This is a genomic window from Rhizobium sp. BK538 (assembly GCF_014197575.1).
GTDB lineage: Bacteria > Pseudomonadota > Alphaproteobacteria > Rhizobiales > Rhizobiaceae > Rhizobium.
The window spans coordinates 105,888-124,646 of the sequence record NZ_JACIFT010000014.1 but is presented as its reverse complement, the minus strand read 5'-3'; the positions used below and the strand labels follow the sequence as shown (position 1 = coordinate 124,646).

16 protein-coding genes and 3 tRNA genes are annotated in these 18,759 nt (G+C 59.5%); 10 read left to right on the top strand and 9 right to left on the bottom strand.

Annotation, left to right across the window (positions count from 1 at the left end):
- Positions 1-261: 261 nt before the first annotated feature.
- From FHX09_RS18815 to FHX09_RS18805, 3 genes are all read left to right on the top strand, one after another.
- On the top strand, positions 262-1,968 hold the full coding sequence (locus FHX09_RS18815; RefSeq protein ID WP_132592258.1) for an arylsulfatase: 1,707 nt from the start codon (positions 262-264) through the stop codon (positions 1,966-1,968).
- Positions 1,969-2,065: 97 nt separating this feature from the next.
- On the top strand, positions 2,066-2,725 hold the full coding sequence (locus FHX09_RS18810; protein ID WP_132592260.1) for a hypothetical protein: 660 nt from the start codon (positions 2,066-2,068) through the stop codon (positions 2,723-2,725).
- 51 nt (positions 2,726-2,776) lie between these two features.
- The gene (locus FHX09_RS18805; protein ID WP_132592262.1) at positions 2,777-3,208 is read left to right on the top strand and encodes a DUF2721 domain-containing protein; all 432 of its coding nucleotides are present in this window, start codon (positions 2,777-2,779) and stop codon (positions 3,206-3,208) included.
- Positions 3,209-3,240: 32 nt separating this feature from the next.
- On the opposite strand, the gene FHX09_RS18800 is transcribed toward FHX09_RS18805, so the two are convergent.
- The 4 genes from FHX09_RS18800 to FHX09_RS18785 form a co-directional block, all read right to left on the bottom strand.
- The gene (locus FHX09_RS18800) at positions 3,241-4,029 is read right to left on the bottom strand and encodes a hypothetical protein (protein WP_132592264.1); all 789 of its coding nucleotides are present in this window, start codon (positions 4,027-4,029) and stop codon (positions 3,241-3,243) included.
- A gap of 85 nt (positions 4,030-4,114) precedes the next feature.
- The gene (locus tag FHX09_RS18795) at positions 4,115-6,400 is read right to left on the bottom strand and encodes a tetratricopeptide repeat protein (protein WP_183722213.1); all 2,286 of its coding nucleotides are present in this window, start codon (positions 6,398-6,400) and stop codon (positions 4,115-4,117) included.
- A 62-nt stretch (positions 6,401-6,462) separates the two neighbouring features.
- A complete protein-coding gene (locus tag FHX09_RS18790) occupies positions 6,463-7,305 on the bottom strand; it encodes a hypothetical protein (protein ID WP_132592268.1) in 843 nt (280 codons plus the stop codon).
- A gap of 106 nt (positions 7,306-7,411) precedes the next feature.
- Positions 7,412-8,422, bottom strand: coding sequence for an HAD family hydrolase (locus FHX09_RS18785; protein WP_132592270.1), 1,011 nt, complete (start codon positions 8,420-8,422; stop codon positions 7,412-7,414).
- A 194-nt stretch (positions 8,423-8,616) separates the two neighbouring features.
- On the opposite strand from FHX09_RS18785, the gene FHX09_RS18780 reads away from it, so the two are divergent.
- The 4 genes from FHX09_RS18780 to FHX09_RS18765 all read left to right on the top strand — a co-directional run bounded on the left by FHX09_RS18780 (position 8,617) and on the right by FHX09_RS18765 (position 12,319).
- Complete coding sequence (locus tag FHX09_RS18780) at positions 8,617-10,512, top strand: HAMP domain-containing sensor histidine kinase (RefSeq protein WP_184450499.1); 1,896 nt, start codon at positions 8,617-8,619, stop codon at positions 10,510-10,512.
- On the top strand, positions 10,509-11,138 hold the full coding sequence (locus FHX09_RS18775; RefSeq protein ID WP_132592274.1) for a response regulator: 630 nt from the start codon (positions 10,509-10,511) through the stop codon (positions 11,136-11,138). Before FHX09_RS18780 ends, FHX09_RS18775 begins: the two co-directional genes overlap by 4 nt.
- 102 nt (positions 11,139-11,240) lie before the next feature.
- On the top strand, positions 11,241-11,612 hold the full coding sequence (locus tag FHX09_RS18770; protein WP_007791502.1) for a response regulator: 372 nt from the start codon (positions 11,241-11,243) through the stop codon (positions 11,610-11,612).
- Entirely contained in the window at positions 11,609-12,319 is a 711-nt protein-coding gene (locus tag FHX09_RS18765; protein WP_165933144.1) for a sulfatase-like hydrolase/transferase, read from the top strand. The genes FHX09_RS18770 and FHX09_RS18765 overlap by 4 nt, the downstream gene beginning before the upstream one ends.
- A gap of 843 nt (positions 12,320-13,162) precedes the next feature.
- On the opposite strand, the gene FHX09_RS18760 is transcribed toward FHX09_RS18765, so the two are convergent.
- From FHX09_RS18760 to rlmB, 3 genes are all read right to left on the bottom strand, one after another.
- A complete protein-coding gene (locus FHX09_RS18760) occupies positions 13,163-13,453 on the bottom strand; it encodes a hypothetical protein (RefSeq protein WP_007791497.1) in 291 nt (96 codons plus the stop codon).
- Positions 13,454-13,984: 531 nt separating this feature from the next.
- Positions 13,985-14,060 (bottom strand) — tRNA-Thr (locus FHX09_RS18755).
- 878 nt (positions 14,061-14,938) lie between these two features.
- Positions 14,939-15,829, bottom strand: a complete 891-nt coding sequence (rlmB, locus tag FHX09_RS18750) for a 23S rRNA (guanosine(2251)-2'-O)-methyltransferase RlmB (protein ID WP_132592278.1) — start codon at positions 15,827-15,829, stop codon at positions 14,939-14,941.
- A 206-nt stretch (positions 15,830-16,035) separates the two neighbouring features.
- On the opposite strand from rlmB, the gene FHX09_RS18745 reads away from it, so the two are divergent.
- Positions 16,036-16,120, top strand: a tRNA-Tyr gene (locus FHX09_RS18745).
- Between the two features lie 25 nt (positions 16,121-16,145).
- Positions 16,146-16,219: transfer RNA gene (locus tag FHX09_RS18740), tRNA-Gly, on the top strand.
- Positions 16,220-16,292: 73 nt separating this feature from the next.
- On the opposite strand, the gene FHX09_RS18735 is transcribed toward FHX09_RS18740, so the two are convergent.
- Positions 16,293-16,652 carry a hypothetical protein gene (locus FHX09_RS18735; RefSeq protein WP_132592280.1) on the bottom strand — a complete coding sequence of 120 codons (360 nt, stop codon included), beginning with the start codon at positions 16,650-16,652 and terminating at the stop codon, positions 16,293-16,295.
- A gap of 83 nt (positions 16,653-16,735) precedes the next feature.
- Positions 16,736-17,245 (bottom strand): hypothetical protein, encoded by a 510-nt coding sequence (locus FHX09_RS18730; protein WP_132592282.1) that lies wholly within the window; start codon positions 17,243-17,245, stop codon positions 16,736-16,738.
- A gap of 267 nt (positions 17,246-17,512) precedes the next feature.
- Between FHX09_RS18730 and tuf the strand changes: the two genes are divergently transcribed.
- Positions 17,513-18,688 (top strand): elongation factor Tu, encoded by a 1,176-nt coding sequence (tuf, locus tag FHX09_RS18725; RefSeq protein WP_018857113.1) that lies wholly within the window; start codon positions 17,513-17,515, stop codon positions 18,686-18,688.
- The last annotated feature ends 71 nt before the right edge of the window (positions 18,689-18,759 follow it).

The following is an 18,759-nucleotide window of genomic DNA, read 5'->3' as shown; positions in this document are numbered from 1 at the left end:
TGGGCGGAGCAACTGCCAAGCCGAATTCGGATTCCCTAAAGGGCAATATCTGCACCCACTGATACGATGTAGAAAATATGTGGAAGAGTGGACATGCCCTCTTTCGGCAAGTCGAGGGGCAACAATGCGCGCCATGAGCGCTATTTCGCTCCATTCTGCTGAGTTGCAACTTGGAGCTCTCCGAATTGTCTCCTCTGCTTTGACACGTCTTTTCAACCAACGTGGCCATCCACGCGAAGTCCCTTGAGGGAGGCATCAGAAATGAGACGAACGGCAAAGATATGCACAGCGGCGGCTGCCGTCGCCGGTTGCCTGCTGGCGAGCACGGCGGCAATACATGCGCAGGAGACCAGGAAGCCCAACATCCTGTTCATCATGGGTGACGACATCGGATGGATGCAGCCGAGCATCTATCACCAAGGTCTTGCGGTCGGTGAAACGCCCAATATCGACCGCATCGGCCGGGAAGGGGCGAAGTTCATGACCTACTATGCCGAGCAGAGCTGCACGGCAGGGCGGACCGCGTTCATCACCGGCATGCAGCCGGTGCGCGTCGGCATGGTTCTGCCGGAGATTCCCGGAAGCCCGTCCTACCTGCGGGCCGGCACGCCTCACCTCGCCAAGTTTCTGTATGATCTCGGCTACTCGACAGGTGAGTTCGGCAAGAACCATCTCGGAGATACCACCGAATCCCTGCCGACGGCACACGGGTTCCAGGAATTTTGGGGCTACCTCTATCACCTCGACGCCATGCAGGGGGTAAGCTTCCCCGACATCAACAAGACCGCAACCGAGCAGGGGATCGCACCAGCTTGCAGGAACACGCCGATTCCTGGGATAGCGGAAGACCCGGCGGCGGTGGACCCAAAAACCACGACCTGCCTGACGCCGCCGCGTCCGATGCTTGCGTGCAAATCGTCCGACGGATCCCCGGCGAACCAAAGCTGCAAGGATGAGGGGCCTCTGACGCTTGAGCGCTCCAAGACGATTGACGAGGAGATCTCGGCCAAGGTCATCGATTTCCTCGACCGCAATGACCCGAAGAAGACCAACAAGCCGTTCTTCGTCTGGTACAACCCGGCCCGCATGCACATCACCACCGTGCTGCCTGACAAGTACTTGGCAATGGTCGGCGAGCCCGGCGGCAAGGACTGGGGCGTCAACGAAGCCGGCATGAAGCAGATGGACGACAATATCGGCTACGTTTTGAAGAGGCTCGAGGAGATGGGAGAACTCGACAACACCATCGTCGTCTTTACGACCGACAACGGTGCCGAGACGATCACCTTCCCAGATGGCGGCACAACCCCGTTCAAGGGCGGAAAGCTCAGCACCTGGGAAGGCGGCATGCGTGCGCCGCTTCTGGTTCGCTGGCCGGGGCACATCGAGCCCGGCACAGTCAAGAACGAGATGTTCTCTGCGCTCGACTGGCTGCCGACCTTTGTGAACATCGCAGGCGGTCCGAAGGGCGACGGCCTGAAGAAAGAGATCGAGGCGGGCAAGTATCCGGAGATCGTCAAGACCACGCTCGACGGGATCGACCAGCGCGACTTCCTGGAAGGCAAGTCGCCATCCGCGCGCGACTCGTTCTTGTACTATTCCGGTAAGGAGCCGTCGGCTGTCCGCTACAAGAACTGGAAGATGTACTTCGCCATGGTCTCCGACGATCCGGCTGGATTCATTGCCGGGGTGAGGCCGTTCGCCTGGACGCAGGTCGTCAACATCAAGCGCGACCCATTCGAAACCTCGGTCGGAGAACAGTTGAAGACGCTCTTCGGTACAGGCGGCGCCATCGCGTCACCGTCCACCGCCTATGTCTATGACTGGAACATCCTGCCCATCGGCCAGCAGTTGTGGCTGAAGCATCTCGAGACCTACATCGACTTCCCGCCGCTTCAGAGCCCTGCAAGCTACAATCTGGAGCAAGTGATGCAGCAGGTCCGGGAAATGAAGACAGGTCACGATTGATGCGCGCAGTAGCGTAACGACGTCGGAGCCGACGCCCTTCGGGGCGTCCGCTCCGTGCTTTATCTGTCAGGCCTTGGGGCCGACTGAGGGCGTAACGATGAGCGATTTCATCCAAGCAGGTCGCGACGAACCACGCTGGCCTCCTGTGATGGCGATCCTGGCGGTGTTCGCCCTTTTGGACGTGCTGCCGCATCACGTCTATGCCATGCCGCGATGGGTGTCATACGCGGTCCTGATTGCAGCTATCGTTCCAATGATCATGGTGACGGTGTCGACCGACAAGGCAATGTGGCTGCGCATCGAGCACGTCGCCATCATGCTGCTTGCCGGCGTCTATGCAGGGAATACGGCGGCAGAACTCGGAGATATGGTTGGGATCATCACCATCCACCCGCCCGAGACGCGATCAGTGTCGCTGTTGACGTCTTCAGTTACCATCTGGATCACCAACGTGCTCACCTTCTCGCTGCTCTATTGGCAGATCGACGCGGGTGGCCCATCGCGTATCGCGCGTGGGATGGCTGGAACGCCCGACTGGCTCTTTCCCCAGGCTTCGGTTCCCGAACTGGCGCCCCCGGACTGGCGACCGCTCTACCTCGATTATCTTTCCCTCGCATTCAATACGGCGACCGCGTTCAGTCCTACCGACGTGCTGCCGCTCACCCGGCGTGCGAAGGGGCTGATGATGCTCGAAAGTGCCATTTCACTGCTGACACTCGTGCTCGTGGCCGCGCGTGCAGTCAATGTGATTCCGTAGCGCCTCCACGGCGCGGTCGTCCATTCGTCCGTATAGATCGAAGGTGCCTGTATGTCAGTCGAAGCTGATCAGCTTTCAACAATGATCAATCACGCGGTCGCGCCGGCATTCGTGCTCAATGCCGTCGCGGCGATGGTGGCGATTCTGGTCAATCGGATTTCCGGCGTAACCGAGCGGATCAGAAGCCTCCGCGAGATCGATGAAGGTGATGTCTCTCGAGTGTGGCTGAAGCAGGAAATCGGGGAGCTGAGGCGGCGGGAACTGCTCTTGAACAGAGCATTGCACATGGCCGTCCTTGCCGGGATCGGCGTGACGCTTCTCCTCCTATTCGGATTCGTCATCGCTTTTTTGGGATACCGCCACGAACCAGGCGCCGCCGTACTATTCATTGCGGCACTTTGCTTCCTGGCGGGGTCGCTCGTCCGATTTCTGCAGGACATCCGGCTATCGCAAAGAGAGCACGACGACCGTCAGCTGCGCTGATCGCCGAACTGCTCAAGGCGCTCTCGCCCTCATTAGAAGTGGAACGAAACCCCGATGATCGGGCCCTGCTGGACAACGTCGAAGACAAACCCGTCGTTCTCGTAGTTGACGCCCAGTGCGCGGTATCCGGCCACCGCCGAGATGGTGTCGTTGAACTTGTAACCGAGGCCGAGGCCCACGTCCCAGTCGACGTCGGCACCGCCGCCGCCCACCAGTCCCCATCCCGTGACATAGATTTCCGGGGTGAAGAAGTAGTTCCCGCGCAGGCCGACGACCGCGTCCACCCACGTGGCACTGTCTTCCCGCTCCACACCGGCCAGAAGTCCGCCGTTGAAGGAGATGTCCGTCTCGACCGACCAGACTTTCATACCGCCGAACACGTCAAGGTGGCCATTTTGATCTTCGAGGACGGCGTAACCCACGCCGAGAAGTCCTGCGAAGGTCTCGGACGTCACGTCGACGCTGTCGGCAAAGATGCCACGGGGCGTGTGCGCATCGGCCCCCAGTTTGACGTAGATCACGTCGCCGACGATGCTGTAGCGGTCATATCGTGCTTCGCCTGTCGCCATGAAGGCGAAGTCGAGATTGTCGAGAATGTCGCCGAAATCGGCGTCGATGTTGACTTCGGGAAGCCCGAATTGCCGTACGTCTCCGGAAATCCCGGCAGCCCAGAAGTATGGCGCGACCGTGAACTCCCAGCCGCTCCGGGTCTCGACCGTCTTCGCCTCCGGCGCGAGAGGCGTCATATCGGCGGCGTTGCCGATCGTTGCGGCTGTGACGCCGGCTAGCAAGACAATCGCATGCAAGTGAATGGCCTTCATGAGAATCCCCCGATCTCGTTTGAACCCAGCACTGATCCCGAGTCGGGACTGTGCAACAGGAGGTGAATTTCCGCAAGCTGTACGCCTATTTTTGGTTGACTGCCTGGCGCAACTGCCTGAGCAGATCCAAGATCTGCTGGTCTTGGGGTCTCAGTTGGGCCATTCGTTCGGCAAATTGCAACGCTTCCGGCAGCCTCTGAAGCTTGAAACTATATTGCAGCGCGAGGCCGATGATGGCTGCGTCTCCCGTCGCCGCCCAGCGATCGAGACGGTTCAGGGCGTCTTCGGTCCTGCCGACGGAATCGAGGGCGACTGCTAGCGTCGTCTGGTAGCGGGAGTTTCCAGCGTCAAGCCGGACCGCTTCCTCGAGTTCTGCGATCGCGTCGGTCAGCGCCTTTTCGCGAACCAGCGAGAGACCATGTCCGTAGCGCAAATCTGCCCGTTCGGGCGAAATTGAAATTGCTTCGGCATAGGTTTGCTCGGATTTGTCGTTCCGTCCGATGGCACGGTAAAACTCCGCGAGATTGACACGCGAACCTTCTAGGGTAGGGTCGAGAGAAATCGACCGCCGGAAGGCGGCTTCGGCCTCTGGAATACGCTGTTGGCCGAACAGGAAGACACCATAGTTGCTTTGCGTTTCCGCAACGTCTGCATTTGTATCGACGTAGGCGCGCAGGTCTTCGACCGCTTTCTCGAAGCTGCCTCGCTGGTTGCCGAAGAGGTCGGCAGGAGTGCTGCCGAGAGCGGTGACGGCCGCGACACGCACAGCGCGGGTGTCATCGCTGAGCAGGTCGCCGATCGCCTCTAGCCTGTGTTCTGGCGGGAGGCTGCTTGCTGCTTCTGCGGCGCCAAGCCTCACAAGGGGATCTGCATCTGTTGACGCGGCCCGAATGTCCGCGGTTGTATCCACTCCGCCGATCCGGCTCATTCTAGCGATTGCGCTACCCCTGACGATCCCCGCCTGTTCCCGATCCTTGACAAGCTTGCGCAACGCCTCCACGGCTGTCCGATCGCCGTTTGCGGCTCCGGCGAAAGTATGGGTGATCGTGGGGCGTTGACGCCATTTCGTTCCATACCATTTGTCCATGTTCTCGGCTGCCCAGGCATTGTCCTTTTCAGCATGGCACGTCGTGCATGCATTCGGCGTTCCGAATGTCGTCGACAGATCTGGCCGAGGGATGACGAACGAGTGGTCGCGTCTCGGATCTACCTTCATGTATATGCGCTCGGGCATGTGGCAATTGGCACATTGAGCTCCCGCCGAACCGACCGGGTGGTGGGTGTGAACAGGCGCGTCGAACAGGCCACTCGGATCCTGCTTGACGAAGCGCTCAGGTTTGGTTTCCGCGTGGCATTGCGCGCAGAGCGCATTGCCCTCGGCCTTCAGGCCGGCATCGTGTGGCCGATGGCAGTCCAGACATGTCACCCCCGCCCTTGCCATTTTGCTTTGTTGAAAGGAGCCATACTCGAAGACCTCGTCGAGTATCTGCCCATCTGAAAAATAGAGATCCTGTCGGAGTAGTGCAGGGGAGAAGTAGTCGAGAAAAGGCTTCCCGGCATCGTAGCCGCTCAAGAGCTTGGTCCGTCTTGCATGGCAGGCAAAACAGACGCTTGCATCGGCCTTCGGCAAGCCCAGGTCTGGCTTGTCGGCTGACGAGGCGTCGCTGGACTGCGCCCATGCGACGTGCTCGGCACCCGGACCGTGACAGGACTGACAGCCGATGCTGGTGGCGACATAGGTCGAGTTGTATTCGTTCGCCGCCGGTTGAAAGTTCGCTTGAGGATCGGTCGAATGACAGTCGATGCAGGTGCGGTTCCAGCGGTAGAAGGAGCCTGTCCAATGATATGTCGAACCGGGCTTGGCCGGGGCGTCGTTGCCGAGCCAGAACCACTGTCGTTTGGCCGTGTCCCAGGCTATGTCGAGAGCCTGCAGCCGTCCTCCTCCTATATCCGCGAGGTACTGCTGAAGCGGTTCATAGGCGAAGGTATATTTGACTTCGAACTCGCCTTCGTTGCCATCCGGCCCTTCCGTTTTGACGAAAAACCGGCCTTCGCGACGAGAGAACGTCGTGACAATGCCGTCGTGTTCAAACCGAGCATTGTTGAAATCGCCGCGGACGGTGCCGTCGGTCGCCAGCGCCATGGCCTTGGCATGGTGGGATTTTGCGAAAGCGGCCGCCTGATCGCCATGGCAGGAGGCGCAGGTCGTTTCGTCGACAAAACCTTCATGAATCGACAACCGGGGATCCGGAGCGGACGTCGCTATTTTCTCGGTAGCAAGGCTCTGCCCGCTGAACGCCAGCGACAGGAACAATAGGGTCAGGAGGAGGACCAATCCCTTTTCCGCTTCTGACCGAACAGATCCTGCCACTCGATCGCTCCATGATAGCTGGTTTGGAAGCGTCACGCCGCCTTCGTGACGCAGATGGAAGATCAATAGCATGGCGGGTAGGGATAGTAGCCGCATTGCTGGTTGTTGTCGTAGGAATTGTAGTAGGGATAGTAGGGGCGGGCTGCCGCCGCTCCGATGGCTGCGCCGGCGACCACGCCCGCGGCAACGGGAGCGCCGCGATACCAAGCCCCATGGTAGACGGGCGCATGCCAGTAGGTGCCGCCGACACGGTTGATGTTCGTGTCGCCGATATGCACGTCGTCTCCACGGAAGCCGCCACGGAAATCGCCTCCCGCGAAGTCTCCGCCACGGAAACCGCCGCCGCCGAAGCTGCCGCCGCCCAAACCGCCTCCATGGAAGCCACCGAAACCACCTCCTCCGAAACTTCCACCGAAGTGATCGATGAAGAGTGCCGCGGGTCCAGTCGCACCGCTTAGGCTTCCCTCCAGAACGGCGATGTCGAATGTCAGCGTCGTGCCGTCGAGTTTCGGAGTCTTCAGCGTGACGACGGCGTCGCTGACGTCAGATCCGCCGCCCAGCACCGATACCGTCGCGTTCGGAGGATCGACGGCGAAATTGTCCTTGCCGTCGTCCCATTGCATGATGAATTGTTCGGTCGTCACATGGCCGGCGGCGCGCACCGGCCGGTCGGCAAAGACGATCGAGTTGGCCGAGACGCCGGTCAGAACGAGCTTTCCGTTTTCGATTTTGGCACCAGCCGAATTGATCACTGCCAATGACGGCACCGGACCTGTCGGCGTGACTTGGCCAATTGCCCTTTCGAGCGGTACGTGCGGCTTCTTCGGCGCATCCTGTGCGAAGGCAGCGGTCGTCATCGCAAAACCTGCGGCAAAGATCAGCGTGGTGAAACGGTCGACTTTCATGGCATCTATCCTCCCAGTTGGAACGGGCAGGAAGCCCGTCACCCTTGGTGAACGTCGTTGAAGTGTGATGTCTCAAGCATTTGGCACGCCGCCCAGGCGCACGGTCCTAGTCCTTGAAGATCTGCTTCCAGTCGGCCTTCATGTCGATGACGGTCCAGCCGGTGATCGCGGCGGCATCCAGCGCCTTGTCGAGGCGGCCGAATTCGGTATCACGGTCGTAGGCGTATTCGCGCTGCGCATCGGTGTGGTGGACGAGCATGCCGAGACGCGCAGGCGCGCCCGCCATCGTCGTCCACTGCAGCATTTCGAGATCGCCGTCGGAATTGCCGAACGCTGCAATCGGTCGACGGCCGATCTGTTGGTTGATTCCGACCGGCTTGCCCGCCTTGTCATCGACGAAGTTGACTTCCGGCAGACGGTACAGGGTCGGCGTGTCGTCCTGCATCTTGAACTCGGTCTTGATCGAGGAACCGATGACCTGCTCCGGCGGGACGCCGTAGACCTTCTCCGTCCATGGCCGCATGAACTCAACGCCACCACCCGACACGATGTAGGTCTTGAAGCCGTTGGCGCGCAAATAGGAAAGCAGTTCCACCATCGGCAGGTAGACGAGTTCGGTGTAGGGCCGCTTGAATTTTGGGTCCCGTGCCGTTGAAAGCCAATCGGTGACGACCTTCTGGAAATCGTCGTTCGTCAGTCCCGCGTGGGTGACCATGATGAGTTCCAGGAGGCCTCTTTCGCCCGATGCCGCAAGCGTTTTCATATCGCCTTCGAGCACCGCCTTGAACGGCTGTACATTTTTCCATTCCGGATGCTGCGGAGCGAGCGTCATCACGCGGTCCAGGGCGAAGGCAAGCTGCGTGTACATCGGATGCTCGACCCACAGCGTGCCGTCATTGTCGAAGACGGCGATGCGTTCGGCTTCCGGGACGAAATCGGGCGAACCCTGCTTGGTTACCCTCTCGACGAAGGAGACGATAGCTGCCTTGGGCGCGGTATCGTTCCAGGAGGACAGGGGATCGCTCTGCGCGGAGGCGGACGCCGCCAGGAAAAGTGTGGCGGCGAGCACGAGCATCACGCCGCGTGCCGTTTTGCGGAGGTCGGGGCTGGCTAGCATAGGATGTACTCCCAGATGAGTGCGCCCGCCGAGTTGCACTCTATCCGGCGCCGCCCAACTCTACCGAATAAGGTTCTCCCCCGATATTGCCCTTTGGGGAATCTGCGGACTTCGGAACAATCCGGAGTAGCAATTGTCCGGATGACACCACAGCGTGAAGCTGTTATGTTCGCCGAGCATCTGGGGGAAGTCTGATGGGCTGGGGATGCAGTTGTTCCGCTAGATTTCAAGGAGCCGCCGTTCTGGCGATCGCTGTCTCAGCGGTTGTTTGCGGGTGCTACGCCGTTGCCTCGGAAACGTCGCATGCACTCCTCGATCGGCCGCCGCGGGTTCTCATACTTTATCCCTATGATGAGCGGATCGCGGCAACGACCGCTGCCGGAGAAGCATTGCGCAGCCGCCTGCTGGAAGCGACTGAGGGCAAGATCGATCTGTTTTCGGAGTTTCTTGATCTGTCGAGGTTTCCGGAAGCCGATCATGTCGTACGCATGGGCCGATATCTGGCGGAGAAGTATGCCGCTCGTCGCCCGGACGTGATCGTCGCACTTGGCAAGGAGTCTGCCAGCTTCATATCGACGAACCGAGGAAGGATCGCTCCCGGTGCGAAGATAGTCGCCGCAGGCTTCGGCAGCTCCACCGCGGAGAACATCGATCTACCCGATGACGTGATCGGCGCGTTCGCCACATTCGATATTTTGAAGACGGCCGAAATGGCCCGCAAACTGCAGCCCAATGCCCGTTACCTGTATATCATCGGTGGATCGTCGGACTTCGACCGGGGATGGTTGTCGACGGCGCACGCCGATCTTGACGAGTTCTCCAAATCATACGAAACGACGTACCTTGAAGATCTGACGATCGAGGAATTTGTCGAACGTGCATCGCATGTCCCGTCCGATAGCATTATCTTGGCGTTGACGGTCTTTAAGGATCGGGCAGGGCGGAATTTCATTCCGCGCGAGGCGATCAAGCTGATCGCGGCAACGGCCGGCGCGCCTGTCTATGGCCCCTATCAGACCTACATCGACCATGGCATCGTCGGCGGCAATACCGTCACCTTTGACGCTTTGGGCCGGACCGTCGGAAATCTTGTCGTCGATGTCATAGCCGGCCGACCGGTGTCCGATATCCAGGCACCCCAGATAAACATCGTAGATTCTCGACAACTCCGACGTTGGGGGCTTGCGGAGGGGAACCTTCCTCCGGGTACCGTCCAGATGCACAAGGAGAAGAGCCTGTGGGAAGAACACTGGCTGGCGGTAACAGTGGCGCTCGGCGTCGTTCTAATGCAGGCCGGCGTTATCGCTGCATTGCTGCTCGAGCGACGTCGTCGCCAGGATGCAGAGAGTATGTCTCGCCTTCACCTGCTCGAAGCTGTCCACCTCAACCAGTCCGCAACGGCCGGCGCCTTGTCTTCATCGATCGCCCACGAACTAAACCAGCCCCTGTCGGCAATTCGAAACAATGCCGAGGCAGCGTCACAGCTCCTTCGAAGTGGCAACCCCGATCTGGAGTTGATTCAGCAGATCCTTCTCGACATACAGGAGGACGATCAGCGTGCGGGCGACATCATTGGCCGGATGCGAGGATTGCTCAAGAAGAGACGTGAGATTGATTGGCAGGAATTCGACCTGAACGACATCACGTCGAGCGCGATCCACATCATGCACGGCGAGGCTGATCGCAGAGGGATTACGCTTAATACGAAACAGCCGACGACCGAGCTGCCGGTTCGGGCAGACAAAGTTCATGTGCAACAGGTCGTCCTCAATCTGGCGACCAACGCGATGGACGCCATGATGGACGCCGATTGCGCCAGAAGAATCCTGACGTTCGTAACAGGAATTGCGAAGGAGAGGGCCGAGCTCTGTGTGGTCGACACAGGCAACGGCATTCCCGAAGAACGCCTGTCCAGCATCTTCGAGCCGTTCTATACGACCAAGAAGGCAGGGACAGGGTTGGGTCTTTCCATAGCGCGCGCCATCGTCGAGACATATGGCGGCACGATCTCTGCGCACAACCGGCCTGAAGGCGGCGCCATCTTCCGGGTGGTCCTGCCTCTGGCCCGACGGGAGGAGCGAGGCTCATGAAACCGGTCGTCCATATCGTCGATGACGACAAATCCTACCGAACGGCGACTGCACGGCTGCTCTCCGCCTACGGCGTGAAGGTCGAGGCCTATGAATCCGGAGATCAGTTTCTCGCCTGCCTTCCAAGCTGCGAGCCGGGCTGCGTTCTCCTTGACCTGCAGATGCCCGGCCAGTCTGGCCTGCAGATACAGCGCCGGTTGTGGGAGCTGGCGCCGCTACTGCCAATCGTATTCCTCACCGGCGAAGGAGACATAAAGGCCGGCGTCGACGCGATGAAGGCGGGCGCACAGGACTTCCTGGAGAAGCCGAGCTCGGTCGCCGTCCTGATGGAAACGATCGAGTGCGCGTTGGCTCAATATGAAAGGCGGCGGGCCGAGCACGAGCGTCTGCAGGAGCTGAGGACATTGATGGCGAGCTTGAGCGCGCGCGAAGCGGAAGTCTTCGGGCTGATCATCCGTGGCCAGCTCAACAAGCAGATCGCCTATGCCCTTGGCATTTCGGAGCGGACGGTGAAGGTGCACCGCCATCAGGTTATGGAGAAGCTCGGAGCAAAGTCTTTGGCGGAGGTTGTCACGATCGCCGCCGACATCGGCCTCGACCGCGGACGCAGTGCTCTCTGGGAGTGATCGGGCGACCATCCCCTTAGGGCAATATCAAGCAACCGCCGACGCACCTACAATGACAGGCAACTGCGTATCTCGCGTATTGTCACGAATGGGGGGCATGAGGTGGGAAAGCTGCGCCGCACTGTCGCAGTCGTCGATGATGATGCGAGCCTACGTCGAAGCGTCGGGCGGCTCCTCAATGCCTACGGGTTTCTGGCGATGGAGTATGCATCGGCGGAAGCCTTTCTCGGCCGTGATCCAGAGACGCCGATCGGCTGCCTCGTGCTGGACATCGACCTGGGCGGCATGTCCGGCATCGAACTACAGCGGAGGGTGAAAGTGGCTGGATTGAAGCTGCCGGTGATCTTCATTACCGCCCTCGAAGACGCTCGCCTGAAAACCGAGGCAGAGCAGGCAGGGTGCATCGCATATTTGCGAAAGCCGTTCGCGGCGGCCGTACTTGTCGACGCGGTCGAAAGGGCGCTCGGATCGTGAACTCTGGATCGAGGAAAGATCTCCACGACCGCGGGTCAAAAGGCGCACCAGTCATCGAAGGCGCGTCCCGTATCGGCCAGTTTGGCGACTCCCTGCTGGAGGGCGATGCCTTAGTCGGCACGATGCTTGACGCGTTGAAGCAGCTTGGCGCAGAGGAGGATACCATCGTCGTTGTCGCCTCCGACAACGGACCGGACGGTCCTGGCGCGAGCCGCTTCGGCGCCGACATGCCAGACATGGGAGCCTCCGGGCCTTGCCGCGGCGCGCTTGGCGAAGTGAGCGAAGGCGCAATCCGCGCCGCCGCCATGATCCGCTGGCCGCAACGGATCAAGCCGCGGTCCTTATACGCAATGTTCTCGATCATGGACTTCTTCCCGACCCTCGCACATATTGCGGGCGGCAAAATTCCGGACAACCGGCCGATCGACTGCGTCGACCAGAGCAAACTCCTGCTCGGCGAAGATGACAACGGGGCGCGCCAGCATTTGCTGACCTTCGTGCGTTCGGAACTGGTCGCCGTTCGCTGGAAGCAGTTCCGGGCCTATTTTGCTGACGTAGCGCCGGGCCGCAGCGGTGCGGGCGGGGCAATCCTGATGGGAGGCGTAGGTGCAAGCGCTGCACCCATGAACGGTTATCCCCGGTATTCAACATCGAGGCCGACCCGCAACAGGAGCACAATATCGGCGCAATGTACGACTGGGTTTTAGGGCCGATATTGAAGGCAGTGGCGGAATACAAGAAGACCCTCGTGCGGTCACCCAATCCACCTGCGGCAAACATGACGAAGTTTTGAGTTGGATCGGCAAGCGGGTCTGACGAGGTAGGGAGTCGCTCCTCTGGGTAGAGGCCGATTTCGCTGGTCAACTCAGAGATCGATGGCGTCCGCGTTAGCCATCGTAGACGGGTCCAAGTACGTGAAACCGCGGATCCGAATCCAGGGTATCGTCGCTGAAAGGCGCGTTTTGGAGCCGCTTTTCCAACTCGGTGCATGGCCCGTGGATCACTCGAGCGGGTACTACCTTGTAGCCGGGCAACGCGATCCTGTTCGCATCTAAAAGCCGAACGGCGCATACGTGCTGACCTGCACGGCGGTACCGCCGAGGGGCGGCCCTGAGGATCCGCCGGCAGGACCCCTCGATATCGAGGAGGAAACCGCTAGACAGATCGTCGTGTCGATTGCACGCAAGTGGACCAAGCCTCGCATCAGCCGTGAGACTACGAAGGAACAGCAGGGGTATTTTGAGAAGCCTGCACTCCCGGGAGCGGCTTTGACCAATCCATATAGACTGGTGAATGCGCCGGGATCCAGCGCTATTCCCTAATTTAGCTTATTGTGACGGCATTGCTTGAAGAAAAAGTCCGCTGTCGTGCCCAATGAGCAGGAAGCCAAGCGGAGCTGGGCGAGGTAGACCGCTTTGTCGACGGCGGCCTTCTCGCTGGCTACGAGGCGCGTCAAACGGGTTCACCGGATGCCCGGTCTCTCAAGATCAAAGGCCTGGAAGAAGTTGGAGGTGAACGTTCGGGGGCGCTTGCCTCTGAGGCACGGCCCCCTAGTTCCTGCTCCAGGCCAAAAATGGCCGATAGTGTCGCTGGGCGATAAGCAGAGTTCGATCCGGTTGGATGATATAGATCTCCTCGACCTCGCGCCCTGTCTGATCCGTGAACGTATGGGGGAACGAAGAGCCGATCGGCGACCTCGTGATCTTCGTTCGAGGCTGGCCGCCGTAAGTGATGCTGCCGGGAATAGGCGCGTAGCCTTCCGACTGATAGGAGCCCGAAACGGCTGTGCAGCTTGCAACAAACATCGCGATCACGACCGACGCTACTATTTTTTGAAACATCCTCTGGCCTCCCAGTTCATCGGTCAGATTCCGCGCGCGTGGTCACTCTCACGCAAGCAAGTGAACCCAGAACCTTTACCGCGGAAATGTCAGGCAACGATGAGAGCTTTCGGCCCCTGGGCGAGCCCGTCATCCGACTACGATGGCTCCGTTGGTAGAGTCTACCAGTTTAGAGGACACGCGCTACCACTTTGAACGGATCCTGTCTTACTTTCAGAGATTGGGACAACCACGGCTGCAATAAGAGATGAAGGTTGGCCCAAATCCGTAAAATGCAAACCCTGAAATCGCTACGTTTTTGAGTTCGAAAGCCACGATTTGGTGAAGCGACGACCCATAGCCGTGAAGCTACAAAGGCTTTGTCTCCATCGGCGTAAAATGGATTCCTTGTCGGTTCTCCCGGCAGTGCGGTCGAGACATTGATCGCTTCTCGCCCGCAACGAAAAAAGCCACGGAACGAAATCCGTGGCTTCTTCGAGACGACCGAGAAGATCACGACATCCGGAATAGGATGCCGGTCTCCTCAAGAGATGGTGCCCCCGGCAGGGTTCGAACCCGCGACCCCCTGATTACAAATCAGGTGCTCTACCAACTGAGCTACAAGGGCGATGCCTGCCAAGTACCAGATTCTGCCGTCCTGTAAAGAAGAAATCGGCGCGATGTTGATTTCATGGGTGCCACCTGACCGCCGGAGATTGGCAAGCGCAACGAGATAGACGGCGTCGGTTTCGCAAGCCCAATTCTGAGCAGTTTGCCGCACGCTTGCTTGCAACGCGTCTCCAGGGCCTGTCTCACTGGCTCCTGATGGCGACATGATTGCGATGCTCAGCACCGAGGCAACCATGAAACAATGACGGCCATCACCACTGCACGGTTCTCTCCCTGAAAATCGTGCGTGGCAAACTCGGGGGGGGGGGCGACCGTCGGTTCCCCGACGACTCGACGATCTATTGGGTGGGTGTTGGAATGGGGCGTTCAGGGGCGGGCGCCAGCGGAGCGGGTTCGTGCGTTGGCTGCGACTTGTCGATCCAAGCGATGCTGAGAATGATGGCGACGAATACAGCGACGAAGAGAGTGCCGACTATGAGGGAGCGGATGGCCATATGGGGTACGTTCCTCCTGTTCGCGTACGGGACAGCTATAGAAAACGGCAGAGTCAAAACCGAGGCGAGTCAGCTTTTTTCTGATCATCAGCAATGGTTTGCCGCCTTCCTCCTTGCTTTTCCCGAAGCTGCGGTGGTTCCCCATGATGAAAGGGATGCTCTGTCGGCGCTCATCAGTACGAGCCGGAAGCCCTCAATGTGGAAGATCAAGGATCGAGCCTTGCAATGGCTGTCGCGCAGTCTCCGGCCGGCGACAGGGCGAGATTGCTGTTCGCGTTTGCCTCGTCGCTCAGCGCGCAAATTGGCAAGAAAGAGCGCCGCCGATCGAAGAACGAGGCGGATCGTGGCATTCCCGTGTTGCCGCGATCCGCCGCCGATTGCATCATACTTTCAAATGCAGCCTTGCCGCATAGAGAGCAATCGCCGCCGCGTTGGACACATTCAAGGACTTGATGGCGCCCGGCATGTCGAGCCTTGCAAGTGCGCTGACGGTTTCGCGTGTCTTCTGCCGCAGCCCTTTGCCCTCGGAGCCCAGCACCAGCGCCACCTTCTCACCTGAGAATGTACCTTCGAGCGGGGCGGGACCTTCCGAATCAAGGCCGATCGTGAAGAAGCCGAGCTTGTGCAGTTCGCCAAGCGCGTCCGCAAGGTTCGTGATCTGGATATAGGGGATGAGTTCCAGCGCGCCGGAGGCTGATTTCGCCAGCACGCCTGATTCGGTCGGGCTGTGGCGTTGCGTGGTAATGACGGCACCGGCATTGAAGGCCACGGCGGAACGCATGATGGCGCCGACGTTGTGCGGATCGGTCACTTGGTCGAGCACGAGAAGCAGCGGACTGTCTTTCAGCGCTTCGAGCCGGCGAACGGGAAGGGGCCGCGTTTCCAGCATGACGCCCTGATGGATCGCGTCAGGACCGAGAAGCTTGTCGATATCGTGCGGAGCGACGATCTCGAGCGGAATGCCGAGCTGATCGGCATCGATCTCGAGACGGGCAAGCGCGTTCTGGGTCACCGACAATTTGACGTTCTTGCGCTCTTTGTTGTCGAGCGCTGCACGAACCGTGTGGAGGCCGTAGAGATAGACCTGCTCGGGTGCGAGTGTCGGCGGCTTCCAGTCCTCGGCGCCGCGCCGGCGCTTCTGCGGCGGAGGTGTCGGAATCTCGCCGCGTTCGCGCTTGCTGTCGCGATGCGCACGGCGCAGGGTTGCGTAATGTGTGTCCTTGGCGGACTTGTCGTTGGTGGGCTTGCCACCGATTTTGTTGTCTTTGCTCATGCGGCTTTATAGCGAGGGCACTTCTTTCCGCATAGGATTTCTTTCAAGAGCCCGGCTTTCCACGGTCGATGAAATTTTTCACATTTTTTCCATCGTCATCGTGTTGACATGCGGAAATCGTCCGGTCATATACGCGGCGCAGACCGAGGGGCGGCAACGCTTCGAAAGTCTGACGAGCTTGGTCTCGCGATCCGGACGAGAAGACTGGAGAGATGCCCGAGTGGTTAAAGGGGACGGACTGTAAATCCGTTGGCTCAGCCTACGTTGGTTCAAATCCAACTCTCTCCACCATTCGTCATTGGATCGGAACCACCCCGCGGGTATAGCTCAATGGTAGAGCAGCAGCCTTCCAAGCTGAATACGCGGGTTCGATTCCCGCTACCCGCTCCAACCTTTAGTAGTTTTGCAGAAACCATTGGCGCTGTGATAGAGAGCGATTAGCGATCTGAGCGCTGCCGTCAACCTAGATCGGCGTGTCTCTCTGACGAGACCAGCGAACAACTCGCCCGCCAGCGCGACTGCTAAACCCTCTCCAAACAAAGCGGCTCACCTTAAAGGCTGCGGTCATTTTATAGAGTGCCGAAGAGTCCAGCGCCTTTTTACTGAAAATCAATAACGCTGCACCCGGCAGACAGAACAAGAGCCATACTGTGAGAACCACGCGGGCTCCTTCGAAGGCATAGCAAGCCACCGCTGCGGTAAGCATAAGACCGAATCTATAAACGGCGATCTGAAGCGCCGTCGCGCGACCGGAAATTGCGGCAATTCCCATCGCCGCAAAGACTGCGGTTGCACCTGGAATAAATAGGTAGAGAACGAGCATCTTATTCTCGGCTGTCCGCCTTCTTGATTTCATTCCGAATATGGAGAGTGCTGTCGCGGCACCTGCGCGTGTGATTTGCGCTGCTAGCCCCACAGAAGCACAAAAGGCGAGGCGAGCGCGATGATGCCGGCGATCATCCATCGCCTCTGCCCGTAAGCGCTGAGGTCTTCCCTTGAAAGCCAGATGCGAACGGCAATGAACCCGATCGCAATCAGTGCGCTGTAGATCACGGCGCGCAGCAGGATCGACCAGCCGCCGCCGAAGAGACCGATGGCGATACCGAAACCGGTAAGCGCGCCGAGAATGCCGTATCCGACGTCGAACATCAGCATTGTCGTGGTCGAAAGCGGCGTCAGCATCTTCGGAAAGGCGATCGCGAAGGCCGCCGTAAGCAGCCATATCGCGACGATCGCCTGCAGCGTCGAGGAACTGACGATCGAGGTCGCCAAAGCTGGAAGCCGCTCAGGCGAGGAGAGGCGTACAATCTGCGCGACCCAGTCGATCGCAGCTGCAAGAATCCACAATATGAATGCGCAAGCGGCAAAGATCAGAAAGTTGCCCGCGGATCGCTTTGCAATTTCCTTTGGTTCCATTGCGTTGTCTCCAGACAGTGCTTCCCCGTGAGAGCAGTAAATGAAATAGTATCATATCCTTGGTCCCGGTCGCGCCCGTTCTTCGCGAATATATTTTCGCTGCCATCTGCGGTGGATATTGCCGATCCGGCACCTCCTTCCCATATGCGCCCGCAGGCTGCGAATACGGTCCGCAATTAGGTCTTGCGCAATTTCCACGAAAGCCTTAAACGGCGGCACTAAACCGGTTCGCCGGGGTCATCCATTTCGTTCACAGGAAGCATTCAAATGGCAAAGAGTAAGTTTGAGCGCAACAAGCCGCACGTTAACATCGGCACGATCGGCCACGTTGACCACGGCAAGACGTCTCTGACGGCAGCGATCACGAAGTATTTCGGCGAGTTCAAGGCGTACGACCAGATCGACGCGGCTCCGGAAGAAAAGGCCCGCGGCATCACCATCTCGACGGCGCACGTCGAATATGAGACGCCGAACCGTCACTATGCCCACGTTGACTGCCCCGGCCACGCCGACTACGTCAAGAACATGATCACCGGTGCCGCCCAGATGGACGGCGCGATCCTGGTGTGCTCGGCAGCTGACGGCCCGATGCCGCAGACCCGCGAGCACATCCTGCTGGCTCGCCAGGTTGGCGTTCCGGCGATCGTCGTGTTCCTCAACAAGGTTGACCAGGTTGACGACGCCGAGCTTCTCGAACTCGTCGAGCTGGAAGTGCGCGAGCTTCTGTCGTCCTACGACTTCCCGGGCGACGACATTCCGGTCATCAAGGGCTCGGCTCTTGCCGCTCTGGAAGACTCCGACAAGAAGATCGGCGAAGACGCGATCCGCGAGCTGATGGCGGCTGTTGACGCCTACATCCCGACGCCTGAGCGCCCGATCGACCAGCCGTTCCTGATGCCGATCGAAGACGTGTTCTCGATCTCCGGCCGTGGTACGGTCGTGACCGGCCGCGTCGAGCGTGGCATTGTCAAGGTTGGTGAAGAAGTCGAAATCGTCGGCATCCGCCCGACCTCGAAGACGACGGTTACCGGCGTTGAAATGTTCCGCAAGCTGCTCGACCAGGGCCAGGCTGGCGACAACATCGGTGCACTGGTTCGCGGTGTGAACCGTGACGGCGTCGAGCGTGGTCAGATCCTGTGCAAGCCGGGCTCTGTCAAGCCGCACAAGAAGTTCAAGGCTGAAGCCTACATCCTGACGAAGGAAGAAGGCGGCCGTCATACGCCGTTCTTCACCAACTACCGTCCGCAGTTCTACTTCCGCACGACGGACGTGACCGGCATCGTCACCCTGCCGGAAGGCACGGAAATGGTTATGCCTGGCGATAACGTCACGGTTGACGTCGAGCTGATCGTTCCGATCGCGATGGAAGAAAAGCTGCGCTTCGCTATCCGCGAAGGCGGCCGTACGGTCGGCGCAGGCATCGTTGCCTCCATCGTCGAGTAATCTTCGGATTATCTGGATTTAAGAAGGCCCCGCTGGAAACAGCGGGGCTTTTCCTTTGCCTGCTCTTGTGA